At 61.9% G+C, this 17,862-nt stretch carries 13 protein-coding genes; 11 read left to right on the top strand and 2 right to left on the bottom strand.

Annotated features, from left to right (window positions below; genetic code table 11):
* The first annotated feature begins 65 nt into the window (after positions 1-65).
* From uvrA to hemH, 11 genes are all read left to right on the top strand, one after another.
* On the top strand, positions 66-3,023 hold the full coding sequence (gene uvrA, locus ACVWNW_RS09035; protein ID WP_454483457.1) for an excinuclease ABC subunit UvrA: 2,958 nt from the start codon (positions 66-68) through the stop codon (positions 3,021-3,023).
* Positions 3,020-5,320 carry an excinuclease ABC subunit UvrC gene (uvrC, locus tag ACVWNW_RS09030; protein ID WP_454482311.1) on the top strand — a complete coding sequence of 767 codons (2,301 nt, stop codon included), beginning with the start codon at positions 3,020-3,022 and terminating at the stop codon, positions 5,318-5,320. Before uvrA ends, uvrC begins: the two co-directional genes overlap by 4 nt.
* A gap of 60 nt (positions 5,321-5,380) precedes the next feature.
* Positions 5,381-6,424 (top strand): shikimate dehydrogenase family protein, encoded by a 1,044-nt coding sequence (locus tag ACVWNW_RS09025; protein WP_454482309.1) that lies wholly within the window; start codon positions 5,381-5,383, stop codon positions 6,422-6,424.
* Positions 6,425-6,426: 2 nt separating this feature from the next.
* Entirely contained in the window at positions 6,427-7,320 is an 894-nt protein-coding gene (gene rapZ, locus ACVWNW_RS09020) for an RNase adapter RapZ (protein WP_121913408.1), read from the top strand.
* A 120-nt stretch (positions 7,321-7,440) separates the two neighbouring features.
* Complete coding sequence (gene whiA / locus ACVWNW_RS09015) at positions 7,441-8,400, top strand: DNA-binding protein WhiA (RefSeq protein WP_046322922.1); 960 nt, start codon at positions 7,441-7,443, stop codon at positions 8,398-8,400.
* A gap of 79 nt (positions 8,401-8,479) precedes the next feature.
* The gene (locus ACVWNW_RS09010) at positions 8,480-9,676 is read left to right on the top strand and encodes a phosphoglycerate kinase (RefSeq protein ID WP_110425251.1); all 1,197 of its coding nucleotides are present in this window, start codon (positions 8,480-8,482) and stop codon (positions 9,674-9,676) included.
* 90 nt (positions 9,677-9,766) lie between these two features.
* Complete coding sequence (gene tpiA, locus ACVWNW_RS09005) at positions 9,767-10,549, top strand: triose-phosphate isomerase (protein ID WP_121913405.1); 783 nt, start codon at positions 9,767-9,769, stop codon at positions 10,547-10,549.
* Positions 10,550-10,609: 60 nt separating this feature from the next.
* Positions 10,610-10,858 carry a preprotein translocase subunit SecG gene (gene secG / locus ACVWNW_RS09000; RefSeq protein ID WP_046322919.1) on the top strand — a complete coding sequence of 83 codons (249 nt, stop codon included), beginning with the start codon at positions 10,610-10,612 and terminating at the stop codon, positions 10,856-10,858.
* A gap of 363 nt (positions 10,859-11,221) precedes the next feature.
* Positions 11,222-11,980 (top strand): hydrogen peroxide-dependent heme synthase, encoded by a 759-nt coding sequence (gene hemQ, locus ACVWNW_RS08995; RefSeq protein WP_198190820.1) that lies wholly within the window; start codon positions 11,222-11,224, stop codon positions 11,978-11,980.
* A gap of 57 nt (positions 11,981-12,037) precedes the next feature.
* Positions 12,038-13,384 carry an MFS transporter gene (locus ACVWNW_RS08990; RefSeq protein WP_198190819.1) on the top strand — a complete coding sequence of 449 codons (1,347 nt, stop codon included), beginning with the start codon at positions 12,038-12,040 and terminating at the stop codon, positions 13,382-13,384.
* A complete protein-coding gene (gene hemH / locus ACVWNW_RS08985; protein WP_454482304.1) occupies positions 13,377-14,300 on the top strand; it encodes a ferrochelatase in 924 nt (307 codons plus the stop codon). Before ACVWNW_RS08990 ends, hemH begins: the two co-directional genes overlap by 8 nt.
* A gap of 77 nt (positions 14,301-14,377) precedes the next feature.
* On the opposite strand, the gene tal is transcribed toward hemH, so the two are convergent.
* On the bottom strand, positions 14,378-15,487 hold the full coding sequence (gene tal, locus ACVWNW_RS08980) for a transaldolase (protein WP_198190817.1): 1,110 nt from the start codon (positions 15,485-15,487) through the stop codon (positions 14,378-14,380).
* Positions 15,488-15,644: 157 nt separating this feature from the next.
* A complete protein-coding gene (gene tkt, locus ACVWNW_RS08975) occupies positions 15,645-17,747 on the bottom strand; it encodes a transketolase (protein ID WP_198190816.1) in 2,103 nt (700 codons plus the stop codon).
* Positions 17,748-17,862 lie beyond the last annotated feature (115 nt).

Below are 17,862 nucleotides of genomic sequence, written 5' to 3'. Positions count from 1 at the left end.
CTCAGCCTTGGCCATGGGTCTTCAGGGAAGCGGATGGGAAGCACGTGAAGCAGCAGAACAAGCCTATGTCGATAGTGGACGCGGCCATCGAAAACCCGCGCATGATCGAATCCAAGGGGTCCCTGGTGGCGGACCTGTCCATGGTGCCCAACGATCGAAAAATCGTCATCCAAGGCGCCCGGGCCCACAACCTTAAGAACGTCAACCTGTCCATACCGCGCAACCGGATGGTGGTCTTCACCGGCCTGTCAGGCTCCGGCAAGTCCTCTCTGGCCTTCGACACCCTTTTCGCCGAGGGGCAGCGCCGCTACGTGGAGTCCCTTTCCGCCTATGCCCGCCAGTTCCTGGGCCAGATGGACAAGCCCGACGTGGACTTCATCGAGGGCCTGAGCCCGGCGGTCTCCATTGACCAGAAAACCACCAACCGCAACCCCCGGTCCACTGTGGGAACCATCACCGAGGTCTACGACTACCTGCGCCTGCTTTTCGCCAGAACCGGCATTCCCCACTGCCCGGTCTGCGGGGCCGAGGTGCGCGCCCAGTCGCCGCAGCAGATCGTCGACACCCTTATGTCCAGGCCGGAAGGGACCCGTTTCCAGCTGCTGGCCCCCATCGTCAAGGGCCGCAAAGGCGAGTTCGTGGAGACCTTGGAGCTCCTGCGCTCCGACGGCTACTCCCGGGCCATCATCGACGGGGACATGCACCAGCTGTCCGACTCCATCAAGCTGACCAAGCAGAAAAAGCACACCATCGAGGTGGTGGTGGACAGACTGGTCATCCGCGAAGGCATGCGCCAGCGGCTGACCGACTCCGTGGAGACTGCCCTGCGACTGGCCAAGGGCACCGTGGTTGCCGACTTCGTGGATATGGATGCCAAGGATCCCGAGCGCCGCCAACCCTTCTCCGAGAAGCGGTCCTGCCCCAACGGCCACGAACTGGAACTGGACGAGATCGAGCCACGGACCTTCTCCTTCAACGCTCCCTATGGAGCCTGCCCGGCCTGCACCGGCCTGGGATTCAACCTGGAGATCGACCCTGAGCTGGTAGTGCCCGACCCGGAGAAGAGCCTCAAGGACGGGGCTGTGGAACCCTGGAGCGGCACCAAGAGCCAGCAGCGCTTCTACGGCCACCTGCTGGATGGCCTGGCCAAGGAAATGGGCTTCTCCACCTCGACCCCCTGGAAGGACCTGCCGGAAGAAGTCCGCCATGCTGTCATGTACGGGCACGACTTCAAGGTGGATGTCTCCTATCGGAACCGCTGGGGTCGCCTGCGCGAGTACACCACCGGATTCGAGGGCGTGGTCCGCACCCTGATGCGTCGCCACGACGAGACCGACTCGCAGCCCATGAAGCAGTATTACGAATCATACATGCGCGAGGTGCCTTGCCAGGTCTGCCAAGGCAAGCGCTTGAAACCAGAGGTCCTAGCCGTGACCGTGGACGGTCTGTCCATCGCCCAGGTCTGCGATATGGCCGTATCCGCCAGCCTGAAGTGGGTGGAGGGCCTGCATATGGAGGGCGCCCAGGCCAAGATCGCCGGCGAGGTCCTCAAAGAGATCCGTGCACGCCTGCGCTTCCTCAACGACGTGGGTCTGAACTACCTGACCCTGTCCCGGGCCGCAGCCACCCTCTCCGGTGGCGAGGCCCAGCGCATCCGTCTGGCTACGCAGATCGGCTCGGGCCTGGTGGGCGTCATGTACGTTCTGGACGAGCCCTCCATCGGCCTGCACCAGCGGGACAACGACCGGCTGATCAGGACCCTGCAGCGGCTGCGTGACCTGGGCAACACACTGATTGTGGTCGAGCATGACGAGGACACCATACGCCAGGCCGACTGGCTGGTCGATATTGGCCCCGGGGCCGGCGAGCATGGCGGTGAGGTCATCTTCTCCGGGCGCTCGCAGGACCTGGTCAAGGCCCCGCGTTCAATCACCGCAGACTACATTGCCGGTCGTCGTTCCATCGAGGTGCCCAAGCGCCGCCGCAAGACCAGCAGGACCAGACAGCTGACCGTGGTAGGGGCTCGGGAGAACAACCTGAAAAACCTCAAGGTCTCCTTCCCGCTGGGGGTCATGACCCTGGTAACCGGTGTCTCCGGCTCCGGCAAGTCCACACTGGTCAACTCCATCCTCTATCCGGTTCTGGCCGACCAGCTCAACAATGCCCGCATTGTGCCCGGCAAGCACACCCGGGTAGAGGGCGTGGACCAGGTGCGCAAGGTCATCCATGTGGACCAGAACCCCATCGGCCGCACCCCGCGCTCCAACCCGGCCACCTATACCGGTGTCTGGGACAAGATCCGCCAGCTCTTCGCCAAGACCCCGGAGGCCCAGGTGCGTGGCTATGGTCCCGGCCGCTTCTCCTTCAACGTCAAGGGCGGCCGTTGCGAGACCTGCCACGGTGACGGAACCATCAAGATCGAGATGAACTTCCTGCCCGACGTCTACGTGCAGTGCGAGACCTGCCACGGCAAGCGCTACAACAGGGAGACTTTGGAAGTCACCTACAACGGCAAGACCGTTTCGGACGTGCTGGACATGCCCATCGAGGAGGCAGCCCACTTCTTCAAGGCCTATCCCTCCATCGCCCGCTACCTGGACACCCTGGTGGACGTGGGCCTGGGCTACATCCGCTTGGGTCAGCCAGCACCCACCCTGTCCGGAGGCGAGTCCCAGCGGGTCAAACTGGCCACCGAACTGCAGCGGCGCTCCGACGGCAAGACCGTCTACATCCTGGACGAGCCCACCACGGGCCTGCACTTCGAGGATGTCCGTAAGCTGCTCAAGGTCCTTCATGGCCTGGTCGACAAAGGCAACACGGTCATCGTCATCGAGCACAACCTGGACGTGATCAAGACCGCTGACTGGATCATCGACCTTGGACCCGAGGGCGGCGACGGTGGCGGCACAGTGGTGGCCCAAGGGACTCCTGAGCAGGTGGCCGCCAATCCAGACAGCTGGACAGGCAAGTATTTGAAGCCCATGCTGGATCCCGCCAAGGTAGCCAAGGCTGCACGATCATGACCCGTAGCTGCTTCGAGCGTCACACGCCGCAGGTATGGCGACGCACCGCTCAAGCCCTGGAGGAGGAGTCCGCCACCGGCACCACCACCGGCGTCAACAAGAACGGCGCACCCCTGCTGGGGGATAGCCGTGACCTCTTCCGCCCCAAAACATCGGACATTCCAGCCCAGCCGGGTGTCTACAAGTGGCGGGATGGCGACGGTCGGGTTATCTATGTGGGCAAGGCCAAGAACCTGCGCAACCGCCTGACCAATTACTTCCAGCCCCTGGAAAACTTGCATCCGCGCACCCAGACCATGGTGCTGACGGCCCGGAGTCTGGAGTGGACCGTCGTGGGCACCGACCTGGAGTCCCTGACCCTTGAATACACCTGGATCAAGGAGTTCGACCCCCGCTTCAACGTCAAGCTGCGTGACGACAAGACCTACCCCTATCTGGCTGTCTCCGTGGGAGAGGAGTTCCCCCGGGTCTGGATGACCCGCGTGCGCAAGCGGCATGACACCCGCTACTTCGGCCCCTACGCCAAGGTCTGGGACATGAAGCACACCCTGGATGCCTTGCTCAAGACCTATCCTGTGCGCACCTGCACTCCCGGCGTTTTCCGCAAGGCCAAGCTTAGCGGCCGCCCCTGCCTGCTGGCCTCCATCGGCAAGTGCTCGGCACCCTGCGTGGGCCGGATCAGCGCAAGCGACCACCGTCGTCTCTGTACGGAGCTGACTGGGGTCATCACCGGCAGGCTGGGCAAGAGCTACCGGGCAAGCCTGACCAGGAGCATGCAGAAGGCCAGTAAGGAGCTGGACTTCGAGAAGGCCGCCCGCCTGCGCGACCAGATCGCCATGCTGGATACGGTCATCGAGCAGAACGCCGTGGCCTTCGCCTCCAACGTGGATGTGGATGTCTTCGGCGTGGCCTCGGACGAACTGGAGGCCTCGGTACACGCTTTCTTCGTGCGCTCTGGAGCCATCCGCGGCGAACGCAACTGGAGCGTGGAGCGGGTCGAGGACGTCTCCGACAGCGAGCTGATCAGCGACCTGTTGGTACAGGTCTACTCGGATCTGATGAATGAGAACGACAGCGAACTTCACAAGCTGCCAACGGAGTCGGACACACCCGTCTCCATCAGCCAGGACAGGGATGCCATGGGCTCCACCCAGAAGGTCACGGCCCTGGATGCCGAAGCTCGGGCCAAGGCCACCAGGAGCCGACACCAGCATCAGGATCAGACCGGACGTGCCGACCTGCTGGCCCCCATTTCTCCAGTGCCTCCCGAGGTCATTGTCCCTATCCAGCCGGATCGGACCGGCGACTTGCAGGAGTGGCTACGGGAGCTGCGCGGATCCGCAGTGACCATTCGTGTGGCCAGTCGTGGTGAGAAGAAGTCCCTGATGGACCGGGCCAATGCCAACGCCCGCCAGGCCCTGCAGCGCAGCAAGCTCAGTCGTATGAGCGACATGGGCACGCGCACCCAGGCCATGAACGACGTGGCCAAGGCCCTCGGGCTGGACCGCGCTCCGCTGCGCATCGAGTGTTACGACATCTCCAACACCGTGGGTGGCCAGTTCCAGGTGGCCTCCATGGTGGTCTTTGAGGATGCCGTCCCTAAGAAGTCCGAGTATCGTCGATTCGCCATTCGAGGCGAGGACGGCAGGGGCGCTGTGGACGATATGAGCGCCATCTATGAGACTCTGACCCGGCGCTTCCGTCACGGCAACATAGCCGGTGACAGCGGCGACAGCATGGAGGCCGAGCGAAAGGCCGGCGACAAGGCGACTGAATTGGTGGAGCAGGAGGAGGGGGCCATCGTTCAGCAGAACACCTCCGCCCGCCACTTCGCCTACAAACCCAACCTGATCGTAGTCGATGGTGGCAAGCCTCAGGTAACAGCCGCGGCACGGGCCCTGCACGACTGCGGTGTGGACGATGTGGCCCTCTGCGGGCTGGCCAAGCGACTGGAGGAGGTCTGGGTGCCTGACGATGACTATCCCATCATCCTCAAGCGCCAGTCCGAGGGCATGTACCTGCTGCAGCGCGTGAGGGACGAGTCTCACCGATTCGCCATTACCTACCACCGTCAGACTCGGCGCAAGGGTGCCCTCCGGTCGGCTCTGGACGAGATTCCGGGCATCGGACCCACCTACCAGAAGAAGCTGCTCAATCACTTTGGATCAGTCAAGCGCATGCGCCAGGCATCACAGGAAGAGCTGGAGGCCGTCAAGGGCATCGGCTCTGCCAAGGCCAAGGCCATCTATCAGACCTTGCATAGTGACCAGGACCAGACCGGGGACAGCCAGCGATAAAATGGCTCAGGAGGCTGGCAAAGAGCCATGCCATGATTTGATTGGTGCGTGATTGCAGATATGAATGGACCTGATCGTCGTTGTGCCGTTCTGGGCGACCCAATCAGCCATTCCCTTTCGCCTCTTTTGCATAGATCAGCCTATGCCGCACTCGGCCTGGACGGCTGGCGCTACGACCGTGTGCGCGTGGATGCTGACGGCTTGGCGGACTTTATCCACGGTCTTGACCCGTCCTGGGCCGGCCTCAGTCTGACCATGCCCTTAAAGAGTGCTGTCGGCGCCTTGGGAGACTTTAGTGATTTCTGGTCTGAGACCCTGAGGGTGGCCAACACAATAGTCTTTGAGCAAGGCGGTCCCGGGAAAAGGCCGTCTCTCTACAACACCGACGTGGAGGGTATCGTAGCCGCCCTGCTGGAGGCTGCCGACCGCTGCCATGCCGATGAAGACCCTGACGATTTGGCTGCCCTGCTGGAGGCAGCATGTCAAGGGCAACAAGACCAGCTGCCCGACCAACCGTACGGAGGAGCGCGGGCTTTGGTCATCGGCAACGGGAACACCGCCGAGTCCGCCTTCTGCGCCTTGAAGGTGTTGGGAGTCAAGCGTGTAGACCTGCTGGCCCGCAATCCGAAGCACTGTGACCACATGCTGGACCTCGCTTCTCGATTGGATTTGTCTGAGCCAGCCGTCACCGCCATGGACCAATCTGAGACAGCCAAAAAGGCTCTGACCGAGGCCGATATTGTCGTCTCCACCCTCCCTGCGGGAGCAGCCGACCCCCTGTCTGATCTACTCAGTACAGTTGAGACTCCTGACGCCAAAACTTCCGAGACAGAGACCGCCAAGGCCGATACTCCTGGTGCCAAGCCCGCCGATGCCATTGGTACCGATGAAGACGGACGCCTGGGCTCGGTCCTGCTTGATGTGGTCTATGACCCCCGACCCACCCCGCTCATGAAGGCCTTCTGCCGTCAGGCGGGCGCTCGTGCCATCAGCGGTGAACGCATGCTGCTCTATCAAGCAGTGCGTCAGGTGGCACTGATGACCGATCGACCCCTGGCCGCTGTTCCGGCAGCTGCTATGGACCGAGCCTTGAGGGAGGCATGACGATGACGACGGAAAAACCGCCCTTCGCAGGCTTCGAGGTACTGCTAATAACGGGAATGTCCGGCGCAGGCCGCACCCGTGCTGCCGACTCCATGGAGGACATGGGCTGGTATGTGGTTGACAACATGCCCCCGCGTCTGCTTGTACCCCTGGTCGACATGATGACCTCCGCCGGAAGCTCCCTGCACCGCCTAGCTGCCGTTATCGACGTCCGTTCCCGCTCCTACTTCGACGACCTGTCGGCTGTGCTCAGCCATCTGGACGACCTGGGCGTGCGCTGCCGCATCCTCTTTCTGGATGCCTCTGACCAGGTTCTGGTCAAGCGTTATGAGTCCGTCCGCCGACCCCACCCCTTGCAGGGCTCCGGTCGCCTGATCGACGGCATCCACGAGGAGCGCCGCCTACTTGGCGGTCTCAAGGAGCGTGCCGACATGGTCATCGACACCTCCAATCTGAGCATCCATCAGCTCTCTACTCGCCTGTATGAAATGGTTCTGGGCTCCGGCCCGACCACAGTGGGCGTTCACATCATGAGCTTCGGATTCAAGTACGGCTTGCCCATCGATGCCGACTTCGTAGCGGATGTGCGCTTCCTGCCCAACCCCTACTGGGTCCCCGAGCTGCGGGACCTGAACGGCCATGACGGCCCGGTCCGTGACTATGTGATGGCCAGCAAGGGTGCCAAAGAGTTTCTGGATGCCTACACCACCGCCATCTTGACCGCACTCAGCGGCTATGCGCGTGAAGACAAACACTATGTGACCATCGCCTTTGGCTGTACTGGCGGACAGCACCGCTCAGTGGCCATGGCCGACGCTCTGGCCGCCCGTTTGCGGTCCCGGGGAATGGAGGTGACCGTCTCGGCCCGCGAGCTGCCGCATCGTCCCCGCGGATAGCCAAAGGCGCAATTTGTCCAAGATATTCGATATCACAGTAATCCGGTGGTCGGCATGGCAGGTGTGTCGTGCGGCCAAGAAGTATTCATTTTTCAGTATTTTTTCGTAGGAGGACGGCTCTTGGCCCTACTTGATGATGTCAAAAGCGAGCTGGCCGCGATTGACAACGAACCCCCCTCTGCCAAGAAAGCACAATCGGCGGCCATGATCCGCTTCGGTGGCGGTCTGCACATCATTCAGCGCCACATTGTGGTGGAAGCGCAATTTGACTCCCTTCCAGCAGCGCAGTGGTTGCAGAACACCATCAGGGACGTCTACGGCCATGATTCCGATCTGATCCAGGTCAAGCGACAGGCCCCCACCGGCAACCTGACCCGCTACTCGGTCCGCGTGCTACGGGCAGGCGGTGCCCTGGCCCTGCAGACCGGACTGCTGGACCGTCGCAAGCACCCGGTTCGCGGTCTTCCCGCCGACATCGTCTCCGGCAACATCGCCCAGGTCAAGGCCGCCTGGCGAGGAGCTTTCTTGGCTCATGGCGAGCTGTCCGACCCGGGCAAGGCCTCTTACCTGGAGATCGTCTGCCCCGGATCTGAGGCCGCCTTGGCCCTGGTAGGCGCTGCCCGCCGTCTGGGCGTCAACGCCAAGGCCCGCCAGGTGCGCAGCTCCGAGCGCGTAACCCTGCGTGACCCAGATGTGATTGAGCGCATGCTCAACCTGATGGGCGCCCCCAAGTCCTCCAGGGAGTGGACCGGCAAGCGCAGCGACGGTGAATCCCGCGGCAAGGCCAACCGCCTGGCCAACTTCGACGATGCCAACATGCGCCGCTCCGCCAAGGCAGCTGTGGAGGCCAGTGCCAAGGTCACCAAGGCCTTCGAAATTCTGGGCGACGACATCCCCGAGAACCTGCGTGCGGCCGGCCAGCTTCGTCTGGACCACCGTGAGGCCTCCCTTGAAGAGCTGGGCCGCCTGGCCGATCCACCGGTCACCAAGGACGCCATCGCCGGACGCATCCGCCGTCTGCTCCAGCTAGCCACCAAGGTCGAAAAGAAGAGGGCCGAGGAACAGGCCAAACAAGAGTGAGATAGCTCACACAGGTCGGTCTGCCTGAGTACCATGGCAGGGGAGCGGGCGCATGGACCCGCAGTCAGAAAGGATACGCATGAAAACACTGAAGAGCCTCGGTGATCTCAAGGGCAAGCGCGTGCTCGTCCGCGCGGACTTCAACGTGCCGCTGGACGGCACCACTATTACAGACGACGGCCGAATCCGCGCAGCCTTGCCAACCATCGAGCAGCTTCGTGGCCAGGGCGCCAAGGTTATCCTCATGGCCCACCTGGGTCGCCCCAAGGGCAAGGTCGTTCCCGAGCTGAGCCTGGCCCCTGTTGCCGACCGCCTGGGCGAACTGCTGGGCGTGCAGGTTCCTCTGGCGGAGGACACCTACGGTCCCGATGCCCATGCCAAGGTGGCTGCCATGAACGACGGCGATGTGGTCCTGCTGCAGAACGTGCGCTACAACCCCGAAGAGACCAGCAAGGATGAGGCCGAGCGTGATGCCTACGCCCGCAAAATCGCCGACCTGGGCGATGTCTTCGTCTCCGACGGTTTCGGCGTGGTCCACCGCGCCCAGGGCTCCAACTACTCTGTGGCCAAGTTCCTGCCCTCTGCCGCAGGCCTGTTGGTCGAGAAGGAGGTCAAGGCCCTGTCCAAGGCGACCGAGAACCCCGAGCGGCCCTTCACTGTGGTCCTGGGCGGCTCCAAGGTCTCCGACAAGCTGGGCGTCATCGAGAACCTGCTCAGCAAGGCCGACCGTCTGGTCATCGGCGGCGGCATGGTCTTCACCTTCCTGAAGGCCGAGGGCTATGAGGTCGGCTCCTCCCTGCTGGAGGAGGATCAGGTCGATACTGTCAAGGGCTACATCGCCACTGCCCGCGAGAAGGGCGTGGAGCTGGTCCTGCCCACCGACATCGTGGTGGCTGACGAGTTCAAGGCGGATTCGCCTCACCAGGTAGTTCCTGCCGACGGCATCCCCGCAGACAAGATGGGTCTGGACATCGGTCCTGACTCCCAGAAGCTCTTCCACGACAAGATTGTGGACTCCAAGACCGTGGTCTGGAACGGGCCCATGGGCGTCTTCGAGTTCCCGGCATTCGCCGATGGCACCCGTGCTGTAGCTCAGGGCCTGGTCGATGCCACCAAGGCCGGAGCTTTCACCATCGTCGGCGGCGGCGACTCTGCCTCGGCCGTGCGCAACCTTGGCTTCCCTGAGGATGGCTTCTCGCACATCTCCACCGGCGGCGGCGCCTCCCTGGAGTTCCTTGAAGGCAAGGAACTCCCTGGCCTGAAGGTGCTGGAGTAAAATCGGCAAACAGACGGGCAATGCCGGGTCACCGGGTTTCGCATCCGGCGGCCCGGCATTGTTGTTGTTGCGCGGATGGAAAGGTCTGGTATGGCACGCATTCCCCTGGTGGCCGGCAATTGGAAGATGAACTTCGACCATCTGGAAGCCACCTATTTCGTGCAGAAGCTGGCCTGGCTCCTGCGCGACGCCCACTTCGACCGCAGGCGTTGCCAGGTGGCTCTAATGCCCGCCTTCACTGCTCTGCGTTCCGTCCAGGTGCTTGTGGAGGCCGACAACCTGCCCATCGAATATGGGGCCCAGGCTGTTTCCGTTACTGCCCAAGGGGCCTTCACCGGTGATGTGTCCGCCGACATGCTGGCTCAGCTGGGCTGTAGCTACGTCATCGTGGGCCATTCCGAGCGGCGCAAGTACCATCCTGAGGACGACGCCAACATCGTCGACCAAGTCCGTGCCGTACTGGCTGCGGACATGAAACCCATCCTATGTGTGGGGGAGAGCTACGAGGAGCGCCGCCAGGGCATCCAGCTGGACTTCGCCGTGGGCCAAGTCAACGACGTCACCCGCGACTTGGCCAAGGAGGACATGGCCAACCTGATTGTGGCCTATGAACCAGTCTGGGCCATCGGCACCGGCATGGTGGCCACTCCGGACACTGCCCAACAAGCTGCACGTGCCATTCGCAACCACATCTCAAGCAATTTTGGAGAGCCAGCCGGCCAGTCCGTGCGCATCCTCTACGGCGGCTCGGTCACCTCCAAGAACGCCTCCCAGATGATCAGCCAGCCGGACGTGGACGGCTTTCTAGTGGGCGGCGCCTCCCTGGATGTGGAGGAGTTCGCGCGAATCGTGCGACTTGCCGCCAAGGGCTGATGCGTTTTTCGCCGGGTATCTGTATACTTGTACCCAGTTCCTTACATGGAGGTATACGCCGTGACCATTGTCAAGATTGTGCTTGAAGTCGTTGTGATCCTTGCCAGTGTACTGCTGACTATGCTGATTCTGTTGCACAAGGGCAAGGGCGGCGGCCTGTCCGATATGTTCGGCGGCGGGATCGGCTCCAATGCAGGCACCTCGGGTGCAGCCGAGAAGAACCTGAACCGTCTAACCATTATTGTGGCTCTGATCTGGGTGGCCATCATCATAGCTCTGGACCTCATTTCCAAGTACAAGCTGGCCTGATTCCAGCAACCAATACCTGAAATACCTGACCCCGGCATCAACCGGGGTTTTCCATATCTGGATGATTTTTCCCTTATAGCTGTTGGTCATGCCGACCTACCAGCGCCTTTGACATCCTATTTTGCATGCCACTTTATTGTGATTCTATATGGATGTCTTATACACGAGGTCTGTACACAAGACCTGTTTTCTTCATCGATAGTGCAAGGCTCATAGTCCTTGACTATTACCACAATAAGTCATTCACAATTCATCAATAATCCAACGATTCTGCCGCCTGACCTATAGAGTGGGTAATGGTGTGCCGAACGAGCGGCGCATCACACAATGTCGTGCAAGCGAAGCGAGCGAAAGGATGTGCTCATGGCTGAGCAAGCTGCACCGAGCCTGGAGGGCTGGTTCTGCCTCCACCTCTTCTGGAAGATCGATTGGGCCAAGTGGCGCCGAGTGCCTCAGAACGAACGCCGGGAATGCCTGGATGGGTTCGAGACCCTGGCCGCGCAGCTGGATGCTGTCCAGTCCCAGGGCAAGGGAAGCCACTACTGGTGCCAGGTCAATGGGCAAAAGGCCGACCTGGGCCTGATGGTCCTCAGGGAGACCCTGGACCAGCTCCAGGAGGTCGAGACCTCCCTGGAGAAGCTGCGCCTGTCCGATTATCTGGTGCCGACCATCTCCTATGTATCAGTCACTGAGGTGGGCCTCTACTCGGGCAAGCCGACCACGGACCGGGGATGGTCCTACGTCAATGCCAGCCTTCATCCCAAAACGCCCGACAAGCCTTACATCTGCTTCTACCCCATGTCGAAGACCCGCGTTCCGGGCGCCAACTGGTACACGCTGCCCTACGACCAGCGCAAGGCCTACATGCACGACCATGGCAAAATCGGCCGTTCCTACGCCGGTAAGGTCTCCATCATCCTGACAGGCTCCATCGGCCTGGACGACTACGAGTGGGGCGTCACCCTCTTCGCCGACGATCCTGTTCAATTCAAGAAGATCGTCACCGAAATGCGCTACATCGAAGCCAGCTCCATCTACGGCGAATTTCCCTACTTCCTGGTAGGCACCCAGGCTGATCCTGAGCGTATTGACAAGCTGCTCACGGACCAGTTGGGACAGTAACACCATGTCGACAAGAGAGAGAGAAGATCGATTCTTTCCACGCCCATTTGGTTCTTCATGGTCATCGTCTTCATCACCCAGCTGGATGGGGGAGCGGTGCCGACCATGCTACCGTCCATCACCCGGACCTTCGGCCTGACCACCATGGGCTCCTCCTGGGTGGTGGGCCTGTACACCCTGGGTCTGGTGGTGGGCACTCCCATCACCTCCAACCTCTCTGACGCCCACGGGACCAGGAAGGTCTTCCTCTGGGAACTGTCCTTCTGGTTCCTTGGATGTTTGATGACGGCGGTCTCGCCCAACTATGCGGTCATGCTGCTGGGCCGGTTCATCCAGTCCCTGGGAGACAGCGGCATCATGGTCCTGTCCATGAACGTCCTTCTGCAGCGCGCCCGCCGGAACAACCAGGGTAGGAAGGTCTCCACGGTGGGCATCATCGCCGGTCTTTCCGCCATGGTCAGCCCGGTCTTGTCTGGCATGCTCCTGGGCATCACCCACGGATGGCGGGCCTACTACTTCATGATGCTGCCCTTCCTGGCCGTTTTGTTCATCCTGGCCTGGTTCATGATGGGCGACTCCCAGACCGACCGCGCCTGGAAGACCGACTACCTTGGCCTGGGCTCCTTCAGCATCGCTCTGGCCCTGCTGATGGTAGCGATCACCTTCCTCCAGTACGGAACCACCTACTTGGCCCTGATCATTGGGTGCCTCATGGTCGCAGTGGTGGCCGGCGTGATCTTCCTGGTGCATGAGCGGAATCTGGACGGTTCAAAGGAAACCATGCCCTTCCTGCCCATCCACCTGCTGAAGCTGCCCTCCTATGGGCTCACCCTGCTGCTGGGGACGCTGGGAGGCATGTTCTTCTCCCTCTTCGTCTACATTCCAACCTATGTCCACTCTGTCTTCGGGCTTCCGGTCCGCTCGGCCGGCATGGTCATGGTCGGTGTCGGGCTCGGCTCTGTGGTCGGATCCTGGCTGGGCGGGCTCCTGGTCGACAAGTTCGGCTACCGGACCACGCTCGTCTTCTCCTCATCGCTGATAGGCCTGATGGGCCTGATGATCACCCTGACCCTGCACAACCTGCAGCTCTTCATGGTCCTGTCCTTCCTGATGGGGGTGGGCATGGGCTCCATGATGTCCTCGCCGCTCCAAGTCATCGCCGGAAGGCTGGCCGGTCCCGGGAACCGTATGCAGGCCATCGGCGGGCTGTCGGCCTGCAAGAAGATCGGCACCACCATCGCCCCACTGCTCTTCGCCTCGTCTATTGAACTGGGCAAGGTGGGCGGAAAGGCCGGGCTGGCCTCCTACAGGAACATGTTCCTGGTGGTCATCGTCATAGCCCTGGTCAATATCGTCCTGACATACTGCATTCCATTTTCACAGAAAGAAGTTGCTAATGACTGAACCTACAGCTGTCCTCCTCATGGCTTACGGCACCCCCTACCAGGAGTCCGACATCAAGGGGTACTACACCAATATCCGCCATGGGCAGGAGCCGCCCAAACCGCTCATGGACCAGCTGGTCGGCCGCTACAAGGCCATCGGTCTTCCCTCGCCCCTGGCCAGGATCACCACGGCCCAGCGCGACGGTCTCCAGACTGCGCTGGACAAGGCCCACCCCGGTGCCTACAAGGTCTACGAAGGGCTGAAGTACATCACTCCCTTCATCAAGGATGCAGTCGACCAGATTGCCGCAGATGGCATCACCAGGGTCATTGGCCTGCCCCTGGCCCCGCAGTACTCCTCCTATTCGAGCGAGGACTACCACAACCGCGCCCGCAAGGCCGTAGAGGCCCACACGGGCATGGAATACCTGCCTGTGCGGTCCTGGTGGAACCATCAGGAGCTGATCCACTTCTGGAGCGACCAGCTGGTGGCCAAAAAGGATCTGACCGACCGGCCGGACACCAAGGTGATCTTCAGCGCCCACTCCCTGCCCCTACGCATCATCCAGGGAGGGGACCCCTACAAGGATGAGGTCATCGGTCTGTCCAATGCCGTGGCTCAGGCCGCCGGTCTCAATGAGGATCAGTACGTGCTGGCCTGGCAATCAGCAGGCCGCACCGAAGAACCCTGGATCGGCCCTGATTTCGTCACTGTGGCCAAGGACCTGATCACCAAGAACGGCATGAAGACCATCGTCTCCGTCTCCATCGGCTTCATTGCCGACAACCTGGAGATCTGCTATGACGTGGACATGGAGCTGGCAAAGGCCATCGAATCCTCCGGAGGCACCCTGACCAGGCTGAACATGCCCAATGACAGCCCAGCCCTGATCGCCACCCTGCAGCAGGTGGTCGAGGAGACAAAGGCTGAGTAACTGATACCAATTGTGCCCCGTCCGGTTCAAACCAGACGGGGCACAATCTTTAATAGCAGCGACTGACAGTCAGGCGCTCAGCCGTTGACGCGGTCGATACCCTTCTGCACGTCGGAGAGGACCGAATCCCAGGAGTCGATGAAGGCGGCGACGCCATCTGCCTCCAGCTTGTCGGTGACATCCTTGATGCTGATGCCCAGGTCTGCCAGCTTCTGCATCACCTGGTGGCTCTCCTGGTAGGTGCCTTTGACTGAGGGAGCGCCGTTGCCGTGATCGGCCAGAGCGTTCAGGGTCTTCTCAGGCATAGTGTTGACCACGTCAGGTGCCACCAGCTCGTCCACATACTTGCAGTCGGAATAGGCGGCGTTCTTGGTGCCAGTGGATGCCCATAGCGGGCGCTGGCGCTTGGCGCCCTTGGCTTCCAGGTCGGCCCAGCGAGGATCGCTGTCGAAGGCCTTCTCGAAGAGCTCGTAGGCCAGACGGGCGTTGGCCACAGCAGCCTTGCCCTCCAGGGACTTGGCCTCGTCAGAGCCATTGGCCTCCAGCAGCTTGTCAACCGCAGTGTCCACGCGGGAGACGAAGAAGGAGGCGACCGAGCCCATGTGCTTCAGGTCATGGCCGTTCTTGTCGGCCTGGACCATGCCCTCGATGAAGGCATCGATGACCTGCTTGTAGCGTTCCAGGGAGAAGATCAGGGTTACGTTGACCGAGATGCCCTTGGCCAGGGTGGCTGTGATGGCAGGCAGGCCCTCCAGAGTGGCGGGAATCTTGATCATGGCGTTGGGACGGTCGACCTTGGCCCAGAGTTCCTCAGCCTGCTTCTCGGTCTCTTCGGTGTTGTGGGCCAGACGAGGGTCAACCTCGATGGAGACGCGTCCATCCACATAGTCGGTCTTCTCAGCAACCTCGCGGAAGATGTCGGTGGCGTTGCGCACGTCGGTGGTGGTCAGCTCGCGGACGGCTTCCTCGACGGGGATGCGGCCCAGCTGCTTGAGCTGTTCGTCGTAGGGACCCACCTGGCTCAGGGCCTTCTGGAAAATCGAGGGGTTAGTGGTCACGCCCACCACATTGCGCTCGGCGATCAGCTGCTGCAGATTGCCCGATTCGATGCGGGTGCGGCTCAGATCGTCCAGCCAGATCGAGACACCTGAATCGCTGGTGCGCTGGGTGTTTGCATTTTCTGCCATCTTGTCACTCCTTATTTGGGTTCCCGATGGAATCACATTCACTATGCACTACCGGGAAGTCTGTTGCTGTATTCCCACAGACCCGCGTTTCGGGCGTGCCTGCAAGGGGAGGGGGCCGGCGTCACGGACGGCCCCCCGATTGATCACGATGCCGGGTTCAGCGGGCCCGACGGACTTCCTCCAGGGAAGCTTGTGCTGCTTCGACCACATGATCGGCGGTGATGCCCAGGTCGCGCATGTTCTCGTCGCCGCTGCCCTGCAGGCCGAACTGCTCGATGGAGACGGGCTTGCCATAGCTGCCCAGGTACTTGTACCAAGGCGTGGCCAGTCCGGCCTCAACGGAGACACGGGCCTTGACGGAGGCAGGCAGAACAGCTTCCTTGTACTCGTCATCCTGCTCCTCGAACCACTCAAGCGAGGGCACGGAGATGACGCGGGCCTTTACGCCCTGCTCAGCCAAGGTCTTGGATGCAGCAACAGCGTGCTGCACCTCAGAGCCGGTGGCCATGATCAGCACGTCGGGCTGGCCATCGGTGTCGACCAGCACGTAGGCGCCCTTGCGTACGCCTTCGCGTGCCTTGGCCTTGGTCTCCTCCAGGGTGGGCACGCCCTGCCTGGTCAGGATCATGGCCGTGGGATGGGTGTTGTCCTTCTCGAAGAAGGCGCGGTAGGCCTCAGCGGTCTCGTACTGATCGGCTGGGCGCACAACCTCCATCTGGGGGATGGCGCGAATGGCGGTCAGATGCTCGATGGGCTGGTGGGTGGGGCCATCCTCGCCCAGGGCCACGGAGTCGTGGGTCCACACATACAGGTTGGGGATGTCCATCAGGGCGGCCAGACGCACCGAGGGGCGCTCATAGTCGCTGAACTGGAAGAAGGTCCCGTTGTAGGGCCTGGTGTCCGAACCCAGCAGGATGCCGTTGGTGATGGCGCCCATGGCGAATTCGCGCACGCCGAAGTGCAGCTGGCGGCCGTACTTGCTGGCCTTGGGCCATTGGACGGTCTTGTCAGCCTCGGGGGCGAAGGAGACGGCACCGTTGATGTTGGTGTTGTTGGAGCCGCCCAGATCGGCGGATCCTCCCCAAAGCTCGGGCATGATGGGGGCCAGGGCGTTGATGACTGCACCTGAAGCCTTGCGGGTGGCCACCTTGGAGCCGGGCTCGAAGCCAGCCTCCAGGTCGTCCAGGGCCTTGTCGAAGCCCTCGGGCAGCTTGCCGGCATGGATGCGGTCGTAGAGGGCAGCCTTGTCGGGGTTGGCCTTGCGCCAGGCCTGGTACTTCTCGTCCCAGTCCTTGTGGGCGGCCAGGCCGCGCTGGGCGACCTCGCGTGCGTGGGCCAGGGCCTCCTCGTCAACCTGGAAGCTCTGCTCCGGGTCATAGCCCAGGGTCTTCTTCAGGCCGGCGACGGCCTCGGCACCCAGGGCTGAGCCGTGGGCTGAAGGATCGTTGGTCTTGCCGGGGGTAGGCCAGGCCATCAGGGTGTCCACCTTGATGAACTTGGGCCGGTCGGTGACCTGCTCTGCCTTCTCCAGGACGGCAGCCAGGCCCTCGACGTCCTCCTTGTAGGAGCCGTCAGGCTGAATGAAGCTGAACTCGTCGGTGTACCAGCCGTAGGCCTGGTAGCGCTTGAGGATGTCCTCGCCCAGGGAGATGCGGGTGTCGCCCTCGATCTGGATGTGGTTGGCATCAAAGATGACGGTCAGGTTGCCCAGGCGCTGGTCGCCGGCCAGGGAGCTGGCCTCGGAGGAGACTCCCTCTTCGACGTCGCCCTCGCCACAGATGACCCAGACCTTATGATCGAAGGGGGACTGGCCCTCAGGTGCGTCCGGATCCAGCAGACCGCGCTCATAGCGCTGACCATAGGCGAAGCCCACGGCCGAGGCCAGACCCTGGCCAAGCGGGCCGGTGGTCATTTCGATACCGGGGGTCAGGCCGTACTCGGGGTGGCCGGGGGTCCGGGTGCCAGCGGTGCGGAAACGCTTCAGATCGTCCAGGGTCAGCCCATACCCGGAGAAGTAGAGCTGCACGTACTGGGTCAGCGAGGCGTGGCCGCCGGAAAGAATGAACCGATCACGCCCAACCCAGTCAGGGTCGTTGGGGTCGTGACGGATGAAGTGCTGGTAGAGCGCGTAAGCGATGGGTGCCAGTGAAATAGGGGAGCCAGGGTGACCGCTTCCGGCCTTCTCGACCGCATCGGCCGAGAGGACCTTGGCCATCTTGACAGCCCGCTCATCGAGCTCGGACCATGTGAAATCTGCCATATGGTGCTGCTTTCCTTCCAATCTAGATGTCTCCATGTTCGACTTATGTCGAAAATGTTCGATTACCTTCACAATGCGTTTCCATGGTATCGGTTTGAGACGACACAATTCGGCT

This window comes from Bifidobacterium sp. JNUCC 75 (genome assembly GCF_054819865.1).
The sequence above is the reverse complement of the archived record's forward strand: the minus strand, read 5'-3'. Positions and strand labels throughout refer to the sequence as shown.